Consider the following 18646-nt stretch of genomic DNA (forward strand, 5'->3'; position numbering starts at 1 on the left):
TGCGGCGTCCGGTGTTGCGGGCTTCGCCCTTACTTGTAGATGCCGGCGACGGCGACGATCTCGCCGATCGGCTCGTAGTAGGCGACCTTGTGCTCGACCTTGCCGCTGGCCGGGTTCTTGTACTTGTAGTCGACCCAGCCGGACTTGCCGGCGCGGGCGTTGTCGATGATCTCCTTGCGATAGAACTTGCCGTCGACGTCGGGCACCTCGTAGGTGTTCTTGCCGACCAGCTTCGGATTCACCGGGTGGGCGACGATGACGCCGCTGAGGTCGTAGGCGAAGACGTACAGCTCGCCCTTGTGGTACGGGCCGTTCTCGGTGCCGACCTCGGCCAGCAGCTTGTCCTTGCCGGCGGCCTTGTAGGCGGCGGCGGCCTTCTTGACCAGCGCGACGGCGTCGTCCCGGGTCGGCTCGGCGGCCTGCACGGGGACAGGCGCAGCGGCGATGAGGGCGGCGCAGACCAGCGCCGCCGGGCGTGCGAACAGGTTCATGATTGTCTCCTTGGGGTCGGGGTGCGGCGCGGTTTCAGTCGACCGCGGCCAGCTTCATCTCGTCGGCGGCGTGGCGCTGCTGCTCCTCCATCACCAGCCGGCCGAGCTCGCGCTTCAGCTCGTTGAACTCGGCCGAGGCCGGGTCGCGCGGGCGCGGCATGTCGACGACGTGGTCGCGCTTGATCGTTCCCGGCCGGTAGGTCATGACGACGATGCGGTCGGCGAGGTAGATCGACTCCTCGATCGAGTGCGTGACGAAGAGCACGGTCTTGCCGAACTCGGCCCAGATGCGCAACAGCTCGTCCTGCAGGTTGCGCCGGGTGAGCGCGTCGAGCGCGCCGAAGGGCTCGTCCATCAGCATGATCGGCGAGTCGAGCGCGAGCACGCGGGCGATCGCGACGCGCTGGCGCATGCCGCCGGAGAGGTCCTTCGGGAAGCGGTCGCGGAAGTCCTTCAGGTGCAGCATCTCCAGCAGCTGGTCGATCTTGGCGGCGACCTCGCCCTTCGCCTTGCCCTGCACTTCGAGGCCGAAGGCGATGTTCTGCGCCACGGTCATCCACGGGAACAGCGCGTACTCCTGGAAGACCATGCCGCGGTCCGGCCCCGGCGCGGCGATCCTGCGGCCGTCGACGGTGATCGCGCCGGACGAGGGCAGCGAGAAGCCGGCGACGGCGTTCAGCAGCGTCGACTTGCCGCAGCCCGACGGCCCGAGCAGGCAGACGAACTCGCCCGCCTGCACTTCGAGGTTGATGTCCTTCAGCGCCACCACGTCGCGCTCGGCGGTACGGAAGACCTTCTGGACGTTATTGACGACGATCTGGCTCATGGTTCAGTGCTCCAGGCCGCGGTGCCAGCGCAGCAGATGGTTGTTCAGGCGGGAGACGGCGGTGTCGATGAAGAGGCCCAGGAGGCCGATGGTGATCATGCCGGCGATGATCTTGTCCGACCACATGAACTCGCGCGCCTCGAGGATGCGGAAGCCGAGCCCGTCGTTCACCGCGATCATCTCGGAGACGATGACGACGATGAAGGCGGTGCCGATGCCGATGCGCACGCCGGCGAGGATGTACGGCGTCGCCGCCGGCAGGATCACGCGCAGGAACATCGTCCACTGGCTGACGCCGAGGTTCCGTGCCGCGCGCAGGTAGATGCCGTCGACGTGGCGGACGCCGGCGATGGTGTTCATCAGCACCGGGAAGTAGGCGCCGATCGCGATCAGGAACACCGACGGCGGATTGCCCAGCCCGAACCACAGGATCGCCAGCGGGATGTAGGCGATCGGCGGGATCGGCCGCAGCACCTGGATGAGCGGGTTGAACAGCGCATACAGCCGCGGGTTGGCGCCCATCAGCAGCCCCATCGGCAGCGCCAGGCCGGCGCCGACGACGAAGCCGACGATCACGCGGTAGAGGCTGGCGACGGCGTCGTGCAGCATCTCGCCGGACAGCGCCCAGGCCAGCCAGCCCTGCGCCGCGGCGTCGTGCGCCGCGGCCGGCAGCAGCGAGGCCCACCACTTGGCGGCGACCGCGGTCGGCGCCGGCATCACCACCGGCGAGACGAAGCCGGCGCGCGCGCAGGCTTCCCAGACGAGGAGGACGACCAGCGGCACCAGCGCGCCGTGGACGAAGGATTTCAGTTTGCCTGTCATGATCGCCTCACATCACCTTCAGTTCGCTCTTCGCCTTCTGCAGCAGGTCGAGCTTGACCCACTCCTCGGCCTTCGGCGGCTTCGCCATGCGGCCGACGCCGTACTTCTGCATGAAGTCGGTGGTGATGTCGATGTGCTGGTAGCTGACGTCGTAGGTGTAGTCGGCGTTGTCCATTGCGTCACGGAAGTCCTGCGCCGTGATCTGGCCTTTGAACATCTGCTCGCGCACGTACTTCTCGGCCAGCGCCGGCTCCTTGTTGAACAGTGCGGTCGATTCGACGAAGCACTTCATCAGCCGCTGCGCCACCGCCGGCTTCTCCCTGTACATCTTCTCGGTCATCACCAGCAGGCGGTAGGGCTCGCCCATCGCGGTGCTGTAGGGCTTCATCACCTCGACCCCGAACTTCTTGTTGAGCGCCTGCGAGGACTGCGGCTCGGACTGGCACATGGCGTCGATCTGCTTGGTGAACAGCGCCTGGTTGAGGTCGGCGAAGGCGAGGAAGACGATGTGCACGTCCTTGCCCGGCTTGTCCGACCAGGAGAGGCCGGCCTTCTCCAGCTCGGCGTAGAGCAGCAGTTCGTGCGCGCCGCCGCGGGTGACGCCGACCTTCTTGCCCTTCAGGTCCGCCATGTTGCGGATGCCGGTGTCGGTGCCGGCGACGATGCGCGCGCCGCCCTTGGCGAAGCCGGCGACGGTGTAGATCGGCACGCCGTTGGCGCGCCCCGAGATGGCGCCGTCGGAGGCCAGCGCGGCGATGTCGATCTCGCCGGCGACGATCGCCGGCATGATGTCCGGCCCCTTCGGGAACATCCGTTCCTCGACCTTGAGGTCGTATTTGGCGCACAGCTCCTTCATGTACGAAACCGCGCCGTAGTGGGCGAATTTGAGGTTGCCGAGGCGCACGACGTCTTCTGCGTGCGCGGCGAACGAGGCCGCGGCGAGCGCGGCGGCGATGAGCGATTTCCGGTTCATGGTGTCTCCTCCAGTCGGGGTGGGTCGATGCGTACTGCAGGCAAGTGCATTGCAGGACCCGTGCCCGCCGTCTCCGGCACCGGCAAGCCGATGATTTGCAAGGAGAACAGCGGCGGCAGATGGCGCCGGCGCCAGCTCCCGGCTTGCGGATTCCCGCACACCGCCGCGCGGCGCGTGCGGAAATCCGCAAACCTGCCCCCTACCGCCGCCCCGGGGCGGTTGTTATAGTTGATTGGACGGGGTCACGCCGTCCGGCAGTCAGAACAACCTTGCGGGGAGCGAAAATGAAGCGACAGAGCAGACAGCTGCGGCCACGTCCGCCGGCCGGCACGCCGGCCCGCGCCGCCTTCGTAAAGCGCCCTGCGCATTACGCAGAAGTACCCTTGGGGTACGCCTGAGCGGAGCCCGCATGCGCCGACGCCTCCTCGCCCTCGCTGCCTGCGGCGGCTTCTTCCTCGCCGGCTGCGGCCCGAGCGAACCGCTCCGCCTCGGCTTCATCGGCGACCTCAGCGGCCGCGTTGCCGACCTCGGCACCGCCGGCCGCAACGGCTTCCTGTTCGCGGTCGAGCAGATGAACGCCAGCGGCGGCGTGCAGGGCCGCCATGTCGAGGCGCTGGTGAAGGACGACGGCAACGATCCGGAGAAGGCCCGGCAGGCCGCCGCGGAACTGGCGGCGGCAGGCGTGGCGGCGATCATCGGGCCGATGACCAGCGCGCAGGCGGCGCCGGTGCTGGCGGCCGCCGGCGGCGTACCGGTGATCAGCCCGACGGCGTCGACCACCGAACTCTCGGGCAAGGACGACATGTTCCTGCGCGTCACCAGCGACACCCGCGGCTATGCCGAGCTGAGCGCCCGCTACCACTACTCGAAGGGCGGCGTGCGCCGCATCGCGGCGCTCTACGACAGCCGCAACCTGGCCTACACGAAGAGCTGGCTGACCGACTTCCGCAACACCTTCGCCGGCCTCGGCGGCGACATGGTCGGCGAGCTGCCCTTCGCCGACGGCGCCGACCCCGAGGCGCTGATCCGGCAGCTGCTCGAAGTGCGCCCGGAGGCACTGCTCTTCGTCGCCGGCGCCGCCGACACCGCACGCCTGGTACAGGCGGCGCGGCAGATCGACGGCGCGCTGACGCTGATCGCCGCCGAATGGGCGGCGACCGAGCAGCTGGTCGCCGACGCCGGCCCCGCTGCGGAGGGCGTCTACCTGCCGCAGCAGTTCGACCGCGAGGACCGCTCGCCGGAATACCGCCGCTTCCGCAGCGCCTACGAGGCACGCTTCGGCCAGCCGCCCGGCTTCGCCGCGGTCGCCGCCTACGACGCGACGAAGGCGGTGCTCGACGGGCTGTGGCGGGCGAAGCCGACGACGCCGGTGAAGACCGCGCTGCTCGACTACGGCCCCTTCGCCGGCGTGCAGCAGGGGATCAACTTCGACCGCTACGGCGACACCACGCGCAAGGCCTTCATCACCGTCGTCCGCGACGGCCGCTTCGTGCTCGTCGAATAGCGCCGCCGGCGCTGGCCGACGCCGCCGATCGGCGCTACAGTGCGCGTCCTCTCTGAACCGCCGACCCCGTCATGAACGATCCCCGCCCCCTCCCCCACCGCAGCGCCGCCGTCATCGGCGGCGGCCCGGCCGGACTGATGGCGGCGGAAGTCCTCGCCGCCGCCGGCGCCGCCGTCGACGTCTACGACGCGATGCCGTCGGTGGCGCGCAAGTTCCTGCTCGCCGGCAAGGGCGGCATGAACATCACGCACGCCGAGCCGCCGGAGCGCTTCCTCGCCCGCTACGGCGAGCGCCGCGCCGAGATCGCGCCGCTGCTCGCGGCCTTCGGTCCGGACGACCTGCGCGACTGGATCCACGGCCTCGGCATCGCCACCTTCGTCGGCAGCTCCGGCCGCGTCTTCCCCACCGACATGAAGGCGGCGCCGCTGTTGCGCGCCTGGCTGCACCGGCTGCGCGCCGCCGGCGTGCGCTTCCACCCGCGCCACCGCTGGCTCGGCTGGGACGCGAACGGCGCGCTGCGCTTCGCGACGCCGGCGGGCGAACTAACGCGGGCGGCCGACGCCACCGTGCTCGCGCTCGGCGGCGGCAGCTGGGCGCGGCTCGGCTCCGACGGCGCCTGGCTGCCGCTGCTCGCCGCGCAGGGGATCGCGGTGGCGCCGCTCAGGCCGGCCAACTGCGGCTTCGATGTCGGCGGCTGGAGCGCACATTTCGCCGAGCGCTTCGCCGGCGCGCCAGTGAAGACGGTCGCCGCGCTGCAGCCGGACGGCAGCCGGCGCGCCGGCGAATTCGTGGTCACCGCGAGCGGCGTCGAGGGCAGCCTGGTCTATGCGCTGTCGGCGATGCTGCGCGACGCGATCGAGCGCGACGGCGAGGCGACGCTGACGCTGGACCTGCTGCCGGACTGGCGCGAGGAGCGCCTCGCCGCCGAGATCGCCCGCCCGCGCGGCGCGCGTTCGCTGGCCAGCCACCTGCAGAGCCGGATCGGGCTGAAGGGGGTGAAGGCCGGCCTGCTGCGCGAGGTGCTCGGCCGCGACGCGTTCAACACGCCGCCGCGGCTGGCGGCGGCGATCAAGGCGCTGCCGCTGCGGCTCACTGCGCCGCGGCCGCTCGACGAGGCGATCAGCAGCGCCGGCGGCGTCCGCTTCGAGGAACTGGATGCGCAGCTGATGCTGCGGCGGCGGCCGGGCGTCTTCTGCGCCGGCGAGATGCTCGACTGGGAGGCGCCGACCGGCGGCTACCTACTCACCGCCTGCTTCGCCAGCGGCCGCGCCGCCGGCGCCGGGGCGCTGGCCTGGCTGCGCGGGGCGCCGGCTACGCCCGCAGCCGGCGCATGAAGCCTTCGATGTAGGCCGGGCGCAGCGGCTTCAGGATGTAGCCGCGGGCGCCGAGCTTCGCCGCCTTGGCGACGAAGGCACGGTCGGCGCAGCCGGTGACCATCACCACCGCCGTCTCCGGGCTCAGCTCGCGGATCAGCGGCAGCGCCTCGAGGCCGCCCATCACCGGCATGTTGACGTCGAGGCAGACGATCCCCGGGCGCAGGCTGCGCACCGCCTGGATCGCCTCGGCGCCGTTGCCGACCGTCTTCAGCACGCGCAGCCCGCAGTTGTCGAGCAGGCCCTTCAGCATCAGGCGGACGGCGGCGCTGTCGTCGGCGACGACCACGGTGCCGCGGTCGACGGCGGCGGCTTCGACCGGCGTCGGCGCAACAGCTGCGGCGTCGGCGGCCGGCGGCGGCAGGTCCGCGGCCGGCCCCTCGTCGTCGGCGGCCGCGGCGCGCGCCCGTGCCTCGGCGATGGCGGCCAGCTCGGCGACGATCTGCGCCTGGCTGAACGGCTTGCGCACGAAGCCGGAGGCGCCGGCGTCGGCGGCGCGCTGCTCGATGTCGGCCTCCTGCGAGCCGGTCATGAAGACGACGTCGATCGCCGGCGATACGGCATGCACCGCCTGCAGCAGCGCCAGCCCGTCGCGGCCGGGCAGCTGGTAGTCGAGGCAGACGAGGTCCGGGCGCAGCTCGCGCAGCCGCTCCTCGAGCGCGGCGCCGTCGGCGAGCGTGCCGACGACCTGGTGGCCGGCGCTGGTGCAGAGCGCGGTGAGCACCTTGGCGATGCCCTTGTCGTCGTCGACGATCAGGATGTTCACGGAAAAAACTCGGTCGCGGGCGGAGCGCACACGATACCGCGAAAGGGGCGCCGGCGGGGCGCCCCGGTCGGGTCAGGCGGCGACGGCCCGGTGCTCGCCGTCGCCCTCGCCGGCCTCGCCGGCGCTCACCTTGCTGGCGAGCAGGCTATACACCGTCGGCACCACGAACAGCGTGAAGAAGGTGCCGAGCAAGAGGCCGCCGACGATCACCCAGCCGATCTGCTGGCGCGACTCGGCGCCGGCGCCGGTGGCGAGCGCCAGCGGCACCGCGCCGAGCACCATGGCGCCGGTGGTCATCAGGATCGGGCGCAGGCGCAGCACCGCGGCGTCGACCACCGCCGCCTTGATCGCCAGCCCCTTCTCCTGCAGCTGGTTGGCGAACTCGACGATCAGGATGCCGTGCTTGGTGATCAGGCCGACCAGCGTGACCAGGCCGATCTGGCTGTAGACGTTGAGCGTGCCGCCCGAGAGCCACAGCGCGAGGAGCGCGCCGGTCATCGACAGCGGCACGGTGAGCATGATGATGAAGGGGTCGCGGAAGCTCTCGAACTGCGCCGCCAGCACCAGGTAGATGAAGGCCAGCGCGAGCACGAAGGTCAGCGCCAGCGACGCCGACGAGGCCTTGAACTCGCGCGACTGGCCGGCGTAGTCGACGGCGTAGCCGGCCGGCAGCGCGCGCGCCGCGGCCGCCTCCATGAACTTCAGCGCCTCGCCCATGGTGTAGCCCGGCGCCAGGTTGGCGGTGATCGTCACCGCGCGGCGCTGGCCGAAGTGGTTCAGCTCGCGCGGACTGACCCGCTCGTCGACGTCGACCAGGTTGGCGAGCGGGATCATCGCGCCGTTCTTGCCGCGCACGTAGATGTCGCCGATGTCGTCGGGGCGGCGGCGGTCGTCCGGGGCGACCTGGACGATCACGTCGTACTGTTCGCCGTCCTGCTTGTAGCGCGTCACCTGGCGGCCACCGAGCATCGTCTCCAGCGTGCGGCCGACGGCCTCGACCTGGACGCCGGTGTCGGACGCCTTGTCGCGGTTGAGCGCGACCGCGAGCTCCGGCTTGTTCAGCTTCAGGTCGGTGTCGACGTTGGTGATCCCCGGATTCTTCGCCACCTCGGCGAGGATCTTGCCGGTGATGCCCTGCAGTTCGGCGTAGGACGCCGAGGTCACGATCACGAAGTTGATCGGCCGCTCGCGCGGACTCTGCCCGAGCGAGGGCGGCGTCACCGGGAAGGCGAGCACGCCGGGGATGCCCGCGAACTTCGGGAACAGTTCCTTGACCACGGCGAGCGAGTTGCGCGTGCGTTCCTTCCAGTCGGCGAGGCCGACGAAGGAGATGCCCTGGCTCACCGTCGGGTTGCCGGAGACGACGAAGTAGCGCTCGACGTCGGCGGTCTTGCTGTAGATGCCTTCGAGCTGGCGCGCGTACTTGTCGGAGTAGTCGAGCGTCGCCCCCTCCGGGCCGACGAAGACGCCGAGGATGATGCCGCGGTCCTCGACCGGCGCCAGCTCCGACTTCAACACCTTGAGCAGGAAGACGCTGGCGACGGCGACGACGACGAAGCCGAGCATGACGATCCAGCGCCGGTTCAGCGACGCGGCGAGCACGCGCTGGTAGCCTGCGGTCAGCGCGTTCAGGAAGTTCTCGACGGCGACGAAGGCGCGGCCGTGCTTCTCCTCGTGCTTCAAGAGCAGCGAGCACATCATCGGCGACAGGGTGAGGGCGACGAAGCCGGAGACGAGCACGGCGCCGGCCAGCGTCAGCGCGAACTCGACGAAGAGCTTGCCGGTGCGCCCGGTCATGAACGCCACCGGCGCGTAGACGGCAGCCAGCGTGATCGTCATCGCCACCACCGCGAAGCCGATCTCCTTCGCCCCCTGCAGCGCCGCCTGCAGGCGCGGCATGCCGTCCTCGATGTGGCGGAAGATGTTCTCCAGCACGACGATCGCGTCGTCGACGACGAGGCCGATCGCCAGCACCAGCGCCAGCAGCGTCAGCGTGTTGATGGTGAAGCCGAACATGAACATCAGCGCAAAGGCGCCGATCAGCGAGACCGGGATCGTCACCAGCGGGATCAGCGTCGCGCGCACATTCCTGAGGAAGAAGAAGATGATCGCCAACACCAGCAGGATCGCTTCGCCGATGGTCTTGAACACCGCGTCGATCGAGCGGTCGATGAACACCGACGAGTCGTAGGCGATGTTCACCGTCATCCCCTGCGGCAGCTCGGCGGTGACCTTCGGCAGCTCGGCGCGCAGCGCCTTGGAGAGTTCGAGCGGGTTGGCGGTGGCCTGCTTGACGACGCCGAGGGCGACCGCCGGCCGGCCGTTGAAGCGCACCGTGCTGCGCTCGGAGGCGGCGCCGATCTCGACGCGGCCGAGGTCGGCGATGCGCACCGGGTAGCTGTTGCCGCGGCCGTCGGCGGCCTGCTTGACGATGATCGCGGCGAACTGGTCGGGCTGCGCCAGGTCGGTCTGCGCGACCACCGAGAACTCGCGGCTCTGGCTCTCGATGCGCCCGGCCGGGACCTCGACGTTCTGCCGGCGCAGCGCGTCCTCGACGTCGGCCGGGGTCAGCGCGTAGGCGGCCAGCCGCTCGCGGTCGAGCCAGATGCGCATCGCGAACTTGCGTTCGCCGAAGATACGCACGTCGGCGGCGCCGGGCAGCGTCTGGAAGCGCGGCTTGACGATGCGGTTGGCGACGTCGGTGACCTGCAGCGCCGAATGCACGTCGGACGAGAACGCGATCCAGATGATCGGGTTGGCGTCGGCCTCGACCTTGGCGATCACCGGCTCGTCGATGTCGGTCGGCAGCTTGTTGCGCACGCGCGAGACGCGGTCGCGCACATCGGAGGCGGCCGAATCGGGGTTGCGTTCGAGCTTGAAGCGGACGGTGATCTGCGAGTTCTCCTGGCGCGAGATCGAGGTGATCACGTCGACGCCCTCGATGCCGGCGAGCGAATCCTCGAGCGGCTTGGTCACGCGCGACTCGATGATCTCGGCCGAGGCGCCGCGGTAGGTGGTGTCGACGGTGACCACCGGCTCGTCGATCTTCGGGTATTCGCGCACCGGCAGGCGGGTGTAGGAAACGAGGCCGATCAGCATCACCGTCAGCGAGAGGACGGTGGCGAAGACCGGCCGCCGGATGCAGATATCGGAGATTTTCATGACGCGGCCTTGGCCGGGGTTTCAGGCTTGGCAGCCGGTGCCGGCGTGCCCGGCGGCGGCGCCGCCGCGTCGCGCACCGGCGCGCCGTCGCGCAGCTTCAACTGGCCGGCGGCGACGACCACGTCGCCTTCCTTGAGCCCCTCGACGACCTCGACCTGCGCACCGCGGCGCAGCCCGGTCTTCACCGGCACCTTCTTCGCCTTGCCGTCGACGACGGTGAACACGAAGGCCTGCTGCGGGTCGGCGACCAGCGCCTGCTCGGGGATCATCAGCGCATCGTCGCGCGCCTCGAAGATCAGCCGCGTGCGCACGAACATGCCCGGGCGCAGCTGGCCGCCGGCGTTGTCGAGGCGGGCGCGGCAGGCGATGGCGCGGCCGTTGGCGTCGACCAGCGGGTCGATCGCGGCCAGCGTCGCGGTGAAGCGCTCGCCGGGCAGCGCGTCGGAGACCACCTCGACCGGCTGGCCGACCTTGAGCCGCGGCAGCATCGCCTCCGGCAGCCGGAAGTCGACCTTCAGCGTGCGCATGTCCTCGAGGTTGATCAGGTCCTGCCCTTCCTTGACGTAGTCGCCGACGCTGACGTTGCGGATGCCGACGACGCCGGAGAACGGCGCGCGGATCTGCGTCTTCGCCTGCTTCGCCTCGGCCAGCGCCAGCGCCGCCTGCTGCACGCGCAGCGTCGCCGCGGCGCTGTCGAGCGCCTGGCTGCTGATGAACTTCTTCGCGAACAGCTCCTCGTTGCGCTTGAAGGTCGCCTTCGCCAGTTCGAGATTGGCGCGCGCCTGCGCCAGCTCGGCCGACTGCGTCGCGTCGTCGAGGGCGACCAGCACGGCGCCCTTGCCGACCGGCACGCCGTCCTTGAAGTTGATCGCGGCGATGCGGCCGGCGGTCTCCGGGCGCAGCGTCACCGACTCGTTCGAGCGCAGCGAGCCGACCGCGGTGGCGTCGATCACCAGCGACACGCGGGCGACTCGGGTCAGCTCGACCGCGGTCGGGAAGCCGCCGGCCGGCGGCGCGCCGGCGCCCGGCTTGGCCGCCGCGGCGTTGCCGGCAGCCGGCGCGGCGGCGCCGGCCGGTGCGCGGTAGGCGTTGTAGGCGAGATAGGCGAGGCCGCCCAGGGCGAGCACGGAGACGATGGCCACCCCATGGCGGCGCAGGGATTTCTGCATGGTCTTCCTTCGGAATTCGGCGGGATCAGGTTGCGTTCACTAATGACCGACCGGTCAGTAAATCGGATGCCATTGTACCTCGGCACGGCCGCCCCCGCCGCCGGCGGGGGCACACACCGGACGGAACAGACCGCGCCGCGGCGGAAAAGGTTCGCCGTCCATACGTGCTTGCCCTTATGTCGACCGCATTGACGCCCCGACGGCGATCCCTTAGGGTGGCCGCTCCCGCGCCCCGGGCGCGCCGTCCCTCCCCGCGACCATGAGAGCCGTCTGGACCTACCGCTGGGCCGACCTGCCCTGGCTGGGCATCACGGCAGTCATCTACGCGCTGCTGGCGAAGATCGCCCTCACCTTCCATTCGGCGAACGGCCTGGTTACCGTTTTCTGGCCCGGCGCCGGCGTGGCGCTGGCGGCGCTGCTGATCGGCGGCCGCCGCTACTGGCCGGCGATCTACCTGGGCAGCATCGCCGGCCAGGTGTGGACGGGCCAGTCGCCGACCGTTGCAGCGATCGTCGCTATCGGGGACGTGGCCACGCCGCTGCTCGCCCGCTGGCTGCTCCTGCGCGACGACAGCTTCGATGCCGCACTGCGCACGTCCCGCGACTATTTCCGGCTGTGCTGGCTGGGCGGCGCGCTGAGCCCGCTCGCCAGCGCGGTGATCGGCATCGGCACGCTGCTCCTCGCCGGCAAGATCGCCGCCGCCGGCGCCACCGGCGAGTTCGCGCACTGGTGGATGGGCGACGCGCTGGGAATCATCGTCATCACACCGCTCGTGCTTATTTGGCGGCGGCTGCCGCAATACGGCGCATGGACCACGCCGGAAGCGGCGGGGGTGCTCGGCCTCTCCTTCCTGCTCGGCCAGGTCGTCTTCCTCGACTGGTTCAGCGAGGTCTTCGGACTCATCAACCGCGGCTACTGGCTGTACCTGATCGTGGTCTGGGGCGCCGTGCGGCTGGGCGTGCACGGCGTGCTGCTGATCGTGCTGACAGCGACGCTGCAGGCGCTGACCGGCGCCGCGAGCGGCATCGGCTATTTCGGCGACGACCTGGCGCGCACCGGGCTGACCAACTTCTGGGCATACACGATGATCCTGGCCACGGTCGGCACCGCGCTGGCGCTGATCATCGCCGAGCGCGCACGAGTCACCGCCCGGCTGCGGTCGAGTGAAACCCGCTATGGATCGCTGTTCGAGAACATGATGCACGGCCTCGCCCACTGTCGCATGATCTATCGCAACGGGGTTCCCGTCGATTACGAATACCTCGCCGTCAACCCGGCGTTCGGCAAGGTCTCGGGGCTGCCGCAGGACGTCGTCGGACGCCGCATCAGCGAGCTGGTTCCCGGCTACGCGCGCGACAACCGGATCTCGCTGGAGACCTTCGGCCGCGTCGCGACGACCGGCGAGCCGGTGCACTGGGAGCATTATTTCGCCGCCCGCGACCGCTGGTTCGCTTTCGCCGCTTACCGGCCAGCCCCCGGCGAGTTCGTCGCGCTGATCGAGAACATCAGCGAAAGGAAGCGCGCTGAGGAGCAGTTGCGCAAGCTGTCGCTGGCGGTCGAACAGAGCCCGGCCAGCATCGTCATCACCGACCTCGACGGCCGCATCGAGTACGTCAATCCGGCCTTCTGCGCCGCCTCCGGCTACGGCGCCGACGAGGTGCGCGGGCAGAATCCGCGCATCCTCATGTCCGGAAGGACGCCGCGCGCGACTTACGCGGCGCTGTGGGAGACGCTGCTCGCCGGCAGGATCTGGAGCGGAGAATTCGTCAACCGGCGCCGCGACGGCAGCGATTACCACGAGTCGGCGACGATCGCGCCGCTGCGCCGCGAGGACGGGACCGTCACCCACTACGTCGCAGTCAAGGCCGACATCACCGAGCTCAAGCGGGCGATGACCGAGCTGCGCATCAGCGAGGACCGCCTGCGCCTGGCGAAGACCGCCGCCGGCCTCGGCATTTTCGACCGCGACGTGGTCAACGATCTCCTCGCCTGGGACGAGCGGACAAGGGAGATCTGGGGGGTCGGCGCCGACGAGCCGGTCAGCTTCGGCACCTTCCTCGCCGGCGTCCATCCCGACGATCGCGCCGCCACGCTGGCCGCCATCGACCGCGCGCTGAACGCCAGCGGCAGCGGCCAGTACAGCGTCGAATACCGCGTGATCAACGCCGCCGACGGCAGCGTCCGCCACGTCGCCGCCAACGGCCAGGCCTTCTTCGAAGGCGGACGCGCCGTCCGCTTCGTCGGCACCGTGACCGACATCTCGCTGCGCAAGCGGCTGGAAAGGGAGCTGCAGGAACGGCGCAGCGAAATGGAGCTGCTGATCAACCAGCAGGTCGCGGCGCAGACCGCCGCCGCCATCGCGCACGAACTGAACCAGCCGCTGGTCTCGATCTCCGCCTACAGCGAGGCGGCGCTGCGCATGCTGCGCGGCGGCAACCGCCACCCGGAGAAGCTGACGCGCGCGCTCGAAGGCGCCATCGACCAGGCGCAGCGGGCCGGGCGGACGGTACACGAGCTGCTCGATTTCCTGCACAAGGGCGAGGCGACCCCTGACGCGGTCAACCTCAACGAGCTGGTGCAGGATGCGCTGGCAATCGCCGAGGAAAGCGGCTACGGCGGCTTCCGCGCGGTACTCGACCTGCAGCCGGGGCTGCCGGCGGTCGTCGCCAACCGGCTGCAGCTGCAGAAGGTGCTGGTCAACCTGCTGCACAACGGCGTCGAGGCGATGCGCGGCGCCGGCGTGCCGACCGCGGCGATCACCATCCGCGTCCGTACCCTCGCCGGCCAGAGCATGGCGCACGTGACCGTGCAGGACAGCGGGCCCGGCCTCGACACGGAGATGGCGCACCGCATCTTCGAGCCCTTCTTCACCACCAAGCAGCACGGCATCGGGCTCGGCCTGGCGATCAGCCGGGCGCTGATCGAAGCGCACGGCGGCCAGCTGTGGGCCGACCCCGACGCCGGCCCGGGCGCGACCTTCCACTTCACGCTACCTTTCGCCTCATGAGCAACGACGATGCTCTCATTTACGTGGTCGACGACGACGCCGCCGTTCGTGATTCGTTGACGCTGCTGCTCGAACAGGAGGAATTGGCGGTCGAGAGCTTCGACAGCGCCGAGGCCTTCCTCGCCGCCTGCCGCCCGGCGCCGCGGCGTTGCGCAGTGGTTGACGTGCGCATGCCGGGGATGGACGGGCTGCAGCTGCAGGCGGAAATGGCCCGGCGCGGCATCGCCGTGCCGATCGTCTTCCTCACCGGCCACGGCGACATCCCGATGAGTGTGCGCGCGATCCGCGCCGGCGCCGTCGACTTCCTGACCAAGCCGGTGACCGCCCTTGCACTCGTCGACAGCGTTCGCCGCGCGATGGGCGAGAGCGAGCAGCTGAGCCTGCGCGCCGAAGCCAATCAGACGGCGGAGGCACGCGTCGCGAGCCTCACCGAGCGCGAACGCGAAGTGATGCTGCTCGCCGTCGGAGGCCTGTCCAACAAGGAAATCGCGCGCCGACTCGGCATCAGCCACCGCACGGTGGAGATCCACCGGGCGCGCGTGATGCACAAGACCGGCGCCGGTTCGGTGCTGGAGCTCGCCCGCATCGCCGACGACTGCAGCCTGCGCAGCTGAGCTGCCGCGCCGCGGTCCGGCATACGTGCTCGCGCGTATTCCCCTGTCCTAGCAAGACTCTTAACATGGGCGGAAAATGCTTTCCGCCTGGTCAGTGCCGCGGCCAGAACCGGCTGGAACGGGCCGGAGCGCGGAAGGTTCCGGCCGCCGGCGGCGACGGAAACAACAACGACAGGAGACGGAGACGCCATGAGCATTATGCTGATCGACAAGAACGACGCCTGTCGGGTGGTCTGCGATGGCCGCTTGACCTTCCAGTTCGCGCGCGAGCTCGAAGACCGGGTGATCGACGCGCTGCGCCGCTATTCCCGCTTCGAGCTCGACCTCTCCGGGATCACCGAGATCGACCTGCACGGCTTGCACCTGCTGCAGCTGCTGACCACTGTCGGCGGCGACAAGGTGAAGACTGTCGCCGGATCGCCCATCGTCGACCAGGCGCGCAAGCGCCTGCTCACCTCCAGTCGCGGCACCTGGCTGCGCGGCACCCCGGAAGAGCGGGCGCGCGCCGCGTGACGCGCGCCGCCCCGAGCTCGCCTCACACCCCCCGCGGCAGCCAGCGCAGCAGCGCGCCGTAGAGCCGGTCGGGGTCGACCGGCTTGGCGATGTGGTCGTTCATGCCGGCGTCGAGGCAGCGCCGGCGGTCGTCGCTGAAGGCGTTGGCGGTCATCGCCAGGATCGGCGTATCGGCGTAGCCGGCCAGTTGGCGCAGCGCGCGCGTCGCCTCGAGGCCGTCCATCAGCGGCATGTGCATGTCCATCAGCACCAGGTCGTAGTGATTGGCCGCGGCCTTCACCACCGCGTCGTGTCCGTCCCAGGCGACGTCGGCGTGCAGGCCGGCGTCGCGCAGCAGTTCGAGCGCGACTTCCTGGTTGATGCGGTCGTCCTCGGCGAGCAGGATGTTGCAATGGCCGTAGCCGGCGCGCAGGCGGGCCTCGGCGTCGACGACGTCGGCGGGCAACGCCGACGCCGGGCCGGCCGCCTTGCCCAGGCGCACCGTGAACCAGAAGCGGCTGCCGACGCCGGGTTCGCTGTCGACGCCGACGTCGCCGCCCATCAGCCGCGCGAAGTGGCGGGTGATCGACAGGCCGAGCCCGGTGCCTCCGAAGACGCGGGTGGTCGAGGTGTCGGCCTGTTCGAAATCCTCGAAGATCGCCGCCCGCTTGCCGGCCTCGATGCCGATGCCGGTGTCCTCGACCTCGAAGCGCAGCAGGACCGTGTCGGCGTCCTCCTCGACCGTGCGCACGCGCACCGCGACCCAGCCGTGCTCGGTGAACTTGACCGCGTTGCCGAGGTAGTTGAGCAGCGCCTGCGACAGCCGCGTGGCGTCGCCGAGCAGGCGGTCGGGCACCTTGCCGATGTCCTCCTGGAAGAGCAGTCCCTTGGCCTGGATGCGCTCGCCGACGATCGCCCGTACGCTGTCGATCAGCGCGCGCAGCGAGAACTCGCGGCGCTCGAAGTTCATCCGCCCGGCTTCGATCTTGGACAGGTCGAGGATGTTGTTGAGCACGCCGAGCAGGTGGCCGGCGGCGCCGGCGATCTTGTCCAGCCTGTCGCGCTGCGCCGGCGTCGGATCCTGCCGCTGCAGCAGGTGGGTCAGGCCGAGCACGGCGTTCATCGGCGTGCGAATCTCGTGGCTCATGTTGGCGAGGAAGGTGCTCTTCGCCCGGTTGGCGCGTTCGGCAGCCTCCTTCGCCAACATCAGGTCGTGCGTGCGCTCGACGACCAGGTCCTCGAGCCGCTGCCGGTGTGCGGCGAGGTCCGCCTCGGCCTGCTTGCGCGCGCTGACGTCCATCGACACGCCGCGGATGCCGCTGATGCGCCCGCCGGCGTCGCGCGCGACGCGGCCGCGTGCCGCCAGCCAGCGGATCTCGCCGTCGGTGCGGCGGATGCGGAACTCGATCGCGTAGTCCTCGCCGCTGGCGAGCGCGGCGTGGCCGACGGCGACGAAGGCCTCGCGGTCCTCGGCCACGACCAGTTGCGGGAAGGGCGGATAGCCGCCGGCGGGGCGCGGCCCGAGCAGGAACTGCGGGTCCTCGCCCCAGCGCAGTTCGCCGGACGCCGCCTCCCACTGCCAGGCGGCCATCGCCGCGGCATCCAGCGCCAGCCGCAGGCGCTGCTCCGAATCGCGCAGGTCGGCTTGCGCCGCCTCGATCGCCGCCGCCATGCGGTTGAAGGCGGCGATCAGCCGGCGCAGCTCGGGCGGGCCGTCGGCGGCGATGCGCGTCGCCAGCGCCCCGTGCGAAAAGGCCTCCGCCCCCGCCTCCAGCCGGTGCAGCGGGACCAGGCCGGCGCGCAGCACCAGCCACAGTCCGAGCACGTTGAGCACGACCGTCAGCACGAGGATGCCGACATGCGCCTGCAGCCGGCCCCAGGCGCGATTCGCCGCAGCCGTCGCGGTCAGCGTCAGCAGGAGTTCGCCATAGACGCGGCCGCCGACCTCGACCGCGCCCCGGCCGGCGACGTCGCGGAAGCCGAACAGCGCGACGAACCACTCCGGCGCGCGCTGCGGCAGCGGCCGGTCGATGCTCGACAGGCGGGCGCCGCCGGCGTCGACGAATTCGACCCGCGCCACCAGCGCGCGCATCACCTGCCGGTCGAGCGCCTGCTGCAAGGCCGCGAAATCGCCGAGGACGACCTCCTCGGCGATCGACGACGGCAGCGTCGCCAGCTCCTGCTCCAGCTCGTAGCGCAGGTCGCTGTTGGCGTAGGCCGCGTCCTGCCGGGCCAGCACCAGCAGCAGCGCCGCGCCGGCCGCGACCAGCGCGACGCAGGTGGTCAGCAGCAAACGGGCCGACAGCGACAGGCGCGCGAGGGGAGCGGCGGCCATCGCCTACTTCAGCTCCTGGATCAGGGTGTTGCGGTAGAACTCGACGTAGTTCCGGTAGTCGGCCGGCGTCGCCGCCCGGAAGCCGAGCGGCGGCAGCTGGCCGACGACGGCGGCGGCAGCGGCGAGGAGGCGGGCCCCCTCGGCGTCCTCGTGCAGGCCGGTGAAGGCGCCGGCGACGGCGGCGACGACGGCCTGCGGCACGCGCGGGTGGGCGGCGACCGGCAAGTTGAAGTAGGGCTGCGACTCCCACAGGATGCGGTAACCGATCCGCTCGCGCTCGGCGTAGGCCTTCATGACCACGCCGTTCACGCCGGCGGCGACGATCCGCCCGGCCTTCAGCTGCGCCATGATCCCTTCCTGGTTGGCGCCGAAGACCGGCACCACGGCGACCTGCTGCCGCAGCAGCTGGTCGTAGGCCAGCGCGTAGCCGACGAAGGCGGAGCGCGACGGAAAGCCGACCTCCTTGCCGGCGAGATCCTGCAGCGCGCGCACCGGCGATTCGGCGAGGGTGACGATCTGGCCGGTGATCGCCTCGTCGCGGGTACGCAAGATCACCCGGTAGCCGGCGGCGGCGACCTTCGGCTGGAAGATGTGGTTGGAGTAGATGAAGTCGTACTCGCCGCGCTCGGCGGCTTCGCTCGACTCGACACCGGTGCGGGCGACGCGCAGCGCCAGCGTGACGCCGGCCTTGCGCCCGACATGGTCGAGGATCGGGTTCCAGTACTGCGCGGTGAGCAGCGCACTGCGCTGCGGCAGCACGCCGAAGGAATAGGCCTCGGCCGCCGCCGGCAGCGGCGCGAGCGCGGCCAGCAGCAGGAGCACCGCAGCGGCGCAGCGCCGGCAGGCGAAGCACAGTCCGGCGACGAACGCCGGCCAACCGGCGGCGCCCGGCGCCCGTTCAAGCGCATGCGACATCGGCATTCCCTCCGTTCGGCGACCGGCCGCCGGCCGGTCGGCCGTCGCCCTGTCGCTGGCACCCACTGTACACCAGATTGCCCGCGGCTTCCCGCCGCCGCCATCCGAATGTAATATGCCGCACGGCAGGCGTGCGGCTGCGCGCCGAAGATACCAAACAATGCTCCAGCAGAGCGTGAAGTACCAAAAGGGGGAGG

General features: G+C 70.6%; 14 protein-coding genes. 5 read left to right on the plus strand and 9 right to left on the minus strand.

Features of this window, described 5'->3' with window-relative positions:
* Positions 1-29: 29 nt before the first annotated feature.
* Genes IWH25_RS17695 through IWH25_RS17710 form a run of 4 tightly spaced genes read right to left on the minus strand, consistent with a single transcriptional unit; the run spans position 30 to position 3112 of the window.
* Entirely contained in the window at positions 30-491 is a 462-nt protein-coding gene (locus IWH25_RS17695; RefSeq protein ID WP_203387074.1) for a cache domain-containing protein, read from the minus strand.
* 34 nt (positions 492-525) lie between these two features.
* The gene (locus IWH25_RS17700; protein ID WP_203387075.1) at positions 526-1317 is read right to left on the minus strand and encodes an ABC transporter ATP-binding protein; all 792 of its coding nucleotides are present in this window, start codon (positions 1315-1317) and stop codon (positions 526-528) included.
* A 3-nt stretch (positions 1318-1320) separates the two neighbouring features.
* Positions 1321-2139, minus strand: coding sequence for an ABC transporter permease (locus IWH25_RS17705; RefSeq protein ID WP_203387076.1), 819 nt, complete (start codon positions 2137-2139; stop codon positions 1321-1323).
* Between the two features lie 7 nt (positions 2140-2146).
* Positions 2147-3112 (minus strand): ABC transporter substrate-binding protein, encoded by a 966-nt coding sequence (locus IWH25_RS17710; RefSeq protein ID WP_203387077.1) that lies wholly within the window; start codon positions 3110-3112, stop codon positions 2147-2149.
* A 409-nt stretch (positions 3113-3521) separates the two neighbouring features.
* On the opposite strand from IWH25_RS17710, the gene IWH25_RS17715 reads away from it, so the two are divergent.
* Positions 3522-4616: an ABC transporter substrate-binding protein gene (locus IWH25_RS17715; protein ID WP_203387078.1), complete on the plus strand. Its 1095-nt coding sequence runs from the start codon at positions 3522-3524 to the stop codon at positions 4614-4616.
* A gap of 71 nt (positions 4617-4687) precedes the next feature.
* Positions 4688-5950 (plus strand): TIGR03862 family flavoprotein, encoded by a 1263-nt coding sequence (locus tag IWH25_RS17720; protein WP_203387079.1) that lies wholly within the window; start codon positions 4688-4690, stop codon positions 5948-5950.
* Here the strand turns inward: IWH25_RS17720 and IWH25_RS17725 are convergent.
* From IWH25_RS17725 to IWH25_RS17735, 3 genes are all read right to left on the minus strand, one after another.
* Entirely contained in the window at positions 5928-6755 is an 828-nt protein-coding gene (locus IWH25_RS17725) for a response regulator (RefSeq protein ID WP_203387080.1), read from the minus strand. The two genes, IWH25_RS17720 and IWH25_RS17725, sit on opposite strands and share 23 nt — an antisense overlap.
* A gap of 72 nt (positions 6756-6827) precedes the next feature.
* Entirely contained in the window at positions 6828-9917 is a 3090-nt protein-coding gene (locus tag IWH25_RS17730; RefSeq protein ID WP_203387081.1) for an efflux RND transporter permease subunit, read from the minus strand.
* The gene (locus IWH25_RS17735) at positions 9914-11086 is read right to left on the minus strand and encodes an efflux RND transporter periplasmic adaptor subunit (RefSeq protein ID WP_203387082.1); all 1173 of its coding nucleotides are present in this window, start codon (positions 11084-11086) and stop codon (positions 9914-9916) included. The genes IWH25_RS17730 and IWH25_RS17735 overlap by 4 nt, the downstream gene beginning before the upstream one ends.
* Before the next feature lie 259 nt (positions 11087-11345).
* Here IWH25_RS17735 and IWH25_RS17740 point away from each other — a divergent pair, with 259 nt between their 5' ends.
* The 3 genes from IWH25_RS17740 to IWH25_RS17750 all read left to right on the plus strand — a co-directional run bounded on the left by IWH25_RS17740 (position 11346) and on the right by IWH25_RS17750 (position 15220).
* Entirely contained in the window at positions 11346-14093 is a 2748-nt protein-coding gene (locus IWH25_RS17740) for a PAS domain S-box protein (protein ID WP_203387083.1), read from the plus strand.
* On the plus strand, positions 14090-14707 hold the full coding sequence (locus IWH25_RS17745) for a response regulator transcription factor (protein ID WP_203387084.1): 618 nt from the start codon (positions 14090-14092) through the stop codon (positions 14705-14707). The genes IWH25_RS17740 and IWH25_RS17745 overlap by 4 nt, the downstream gene beginning before the upstream one ends.
* A 189-nt stretch (positions 14708-14896) precedes the next feature.
* Positions 14897-15220, plus strand: coding sequence for an STAS domain-containing protein (locus IWH25_RS17750; protein ID WP_203387085.1), 324 nt, complete (start codon positions 14897-14899; stop codon positions 15218-15220).
* A 22-nt stretch (positions 15221-15242) separates the two neighbouring features.
* On the opposite strand, the gene IWH25_RS17755 is transcribed toward IWH25_RS17750, so the two are convergent.
* A complete protein-coding gene (locus IWH25_RS17755) occupies positions 15243-17534 on the minus strand; it encodes a response regulator (protein ID WP_203387086.1) in 2292 nt (763 codons plus the stop codon).
* Positions 17535-17537: 3 nt separating this feature from the next.
* The gene (locus IWH25_RS17760; protein ID WP_203387087.1) at positions 17538-18449 is read right to left on the minus strand and encodes a phosphate/phosphite/phosphonate ABC transporter substrate-binding protein; all 912 of its coding nucleotides are present in this window, start codon (positions 18447-18449) and stop codon (positions 17538-17540) included.
* Positions 18450-18646: the final 197 nt, after the last annotated feature.

This window comes from Azospira restricta, assembly GCF_016858125.1.
In the GTDB taxonomy this organism is placed as follows: Bacteria; Pseudomonadota; Gammaproteobacteria; order Burkholderiales; family Rhodocyclaceae; genus Proximibacter; species Proximibacter restrictus.

Excerpts from the sequence above, each read along its gene's own strand:
- IWH25_RS17695 (WP_203387074.1), bottom strand. The coding sequence starts at position 491 with ATGAACCTGTTCGCACGCCCGGCGGCGCTGGTCTGCGCCGCCCTCATC.
- IWH25_RS17700 (WP_203387075.1), bottom strand. The coding sequence starts at position 1,317 with ATGAGCCAGATCGTCGTCAATAACGTCCAGAAGGTCTTCCGTACCGCC.
- IWH25_RS17705 (WP_203387076.1), bottom strand. The coding sequence starts at position 2,139 with ATGACAGGCAAACTGAAATCCTTCGTCCACGGCGCGCTGGTGCCGCTG.
- IWH25_RS17710 (WP_203387077.1), bottom strand. The coding sequence starts at position 3,112 with ATGAACCGGAAATCGCTCATCGCCGCCGCGCTCGCCGCGGCCTCGTTC.
- IWH25_RS17715 (WP_203387078.1), top strand. The coding sequence starts at position 3,522 with ATGCGCCGACGCCTCCTCGCCCTCGCTGCCTGCGGCGGCTTCTTCCTC.
- IWH25_RS17720 (WP_203387079.1), top strand. The coding sequence starts at position 4,688 with ATGAACGATCCCCGCCCCCTCCCCCACCGCAGCGCCGCCGTCATCGGC.
- IWH25_RS17730 (WP_203387081.1), bottom strand. The coding sequence starts at position 9,917 with ATGAAAATCTCCGATATCTGCATCCGGCGGCCGGTCTTCGCCACCGTC.
- IWH25_RS17735 (WP_203387082.1), bottom strand. The coding sequence starts at position 11,086 with ATGCAGAAATCCCTGCGCCGCCATGGGGTGGCCATCGTCTCCGTGCTC.
- IWH25_RS17740 (WP_203387083.1), top strand. The coding sequence starts at position 11,346 with ATGAGAGCCGTCTGGACCTACCGCTGGGCCGACCTGCCCTGGCTGGGC.
- IWH25_RS17745 (WP_203387084.1), top strand. The coding sequence starts at position 14,090 with ATGAGCAACGACGATGCTCTCATTTACGTGGTCGACGACGACGCCGCC.
- IWH25_RS17750 (WP_203387085.1), top strand. The coding sequence starts at position 14,897 with ATGAGCATTATGCTGATCGACAAGAACGACGCCTGTCGGGTGGTCTGC.
- IWH25_RS17755 (WP_203387086.1), bottom strand. The coding sequence starts at position 17,534 with ATGGCCGCCGCTCCCCTCGCGCGCCTGTCGCTGTCGGCCCGTTTGCTG.
- IWH25_RS17760 (WP_203387087.1), bottom strand. The coding sequence starts at position 18,449 with ATGTCGCATGCGCTTGAACGGGCGCCGGGCGCCGCCGGTTGGCCGGCG.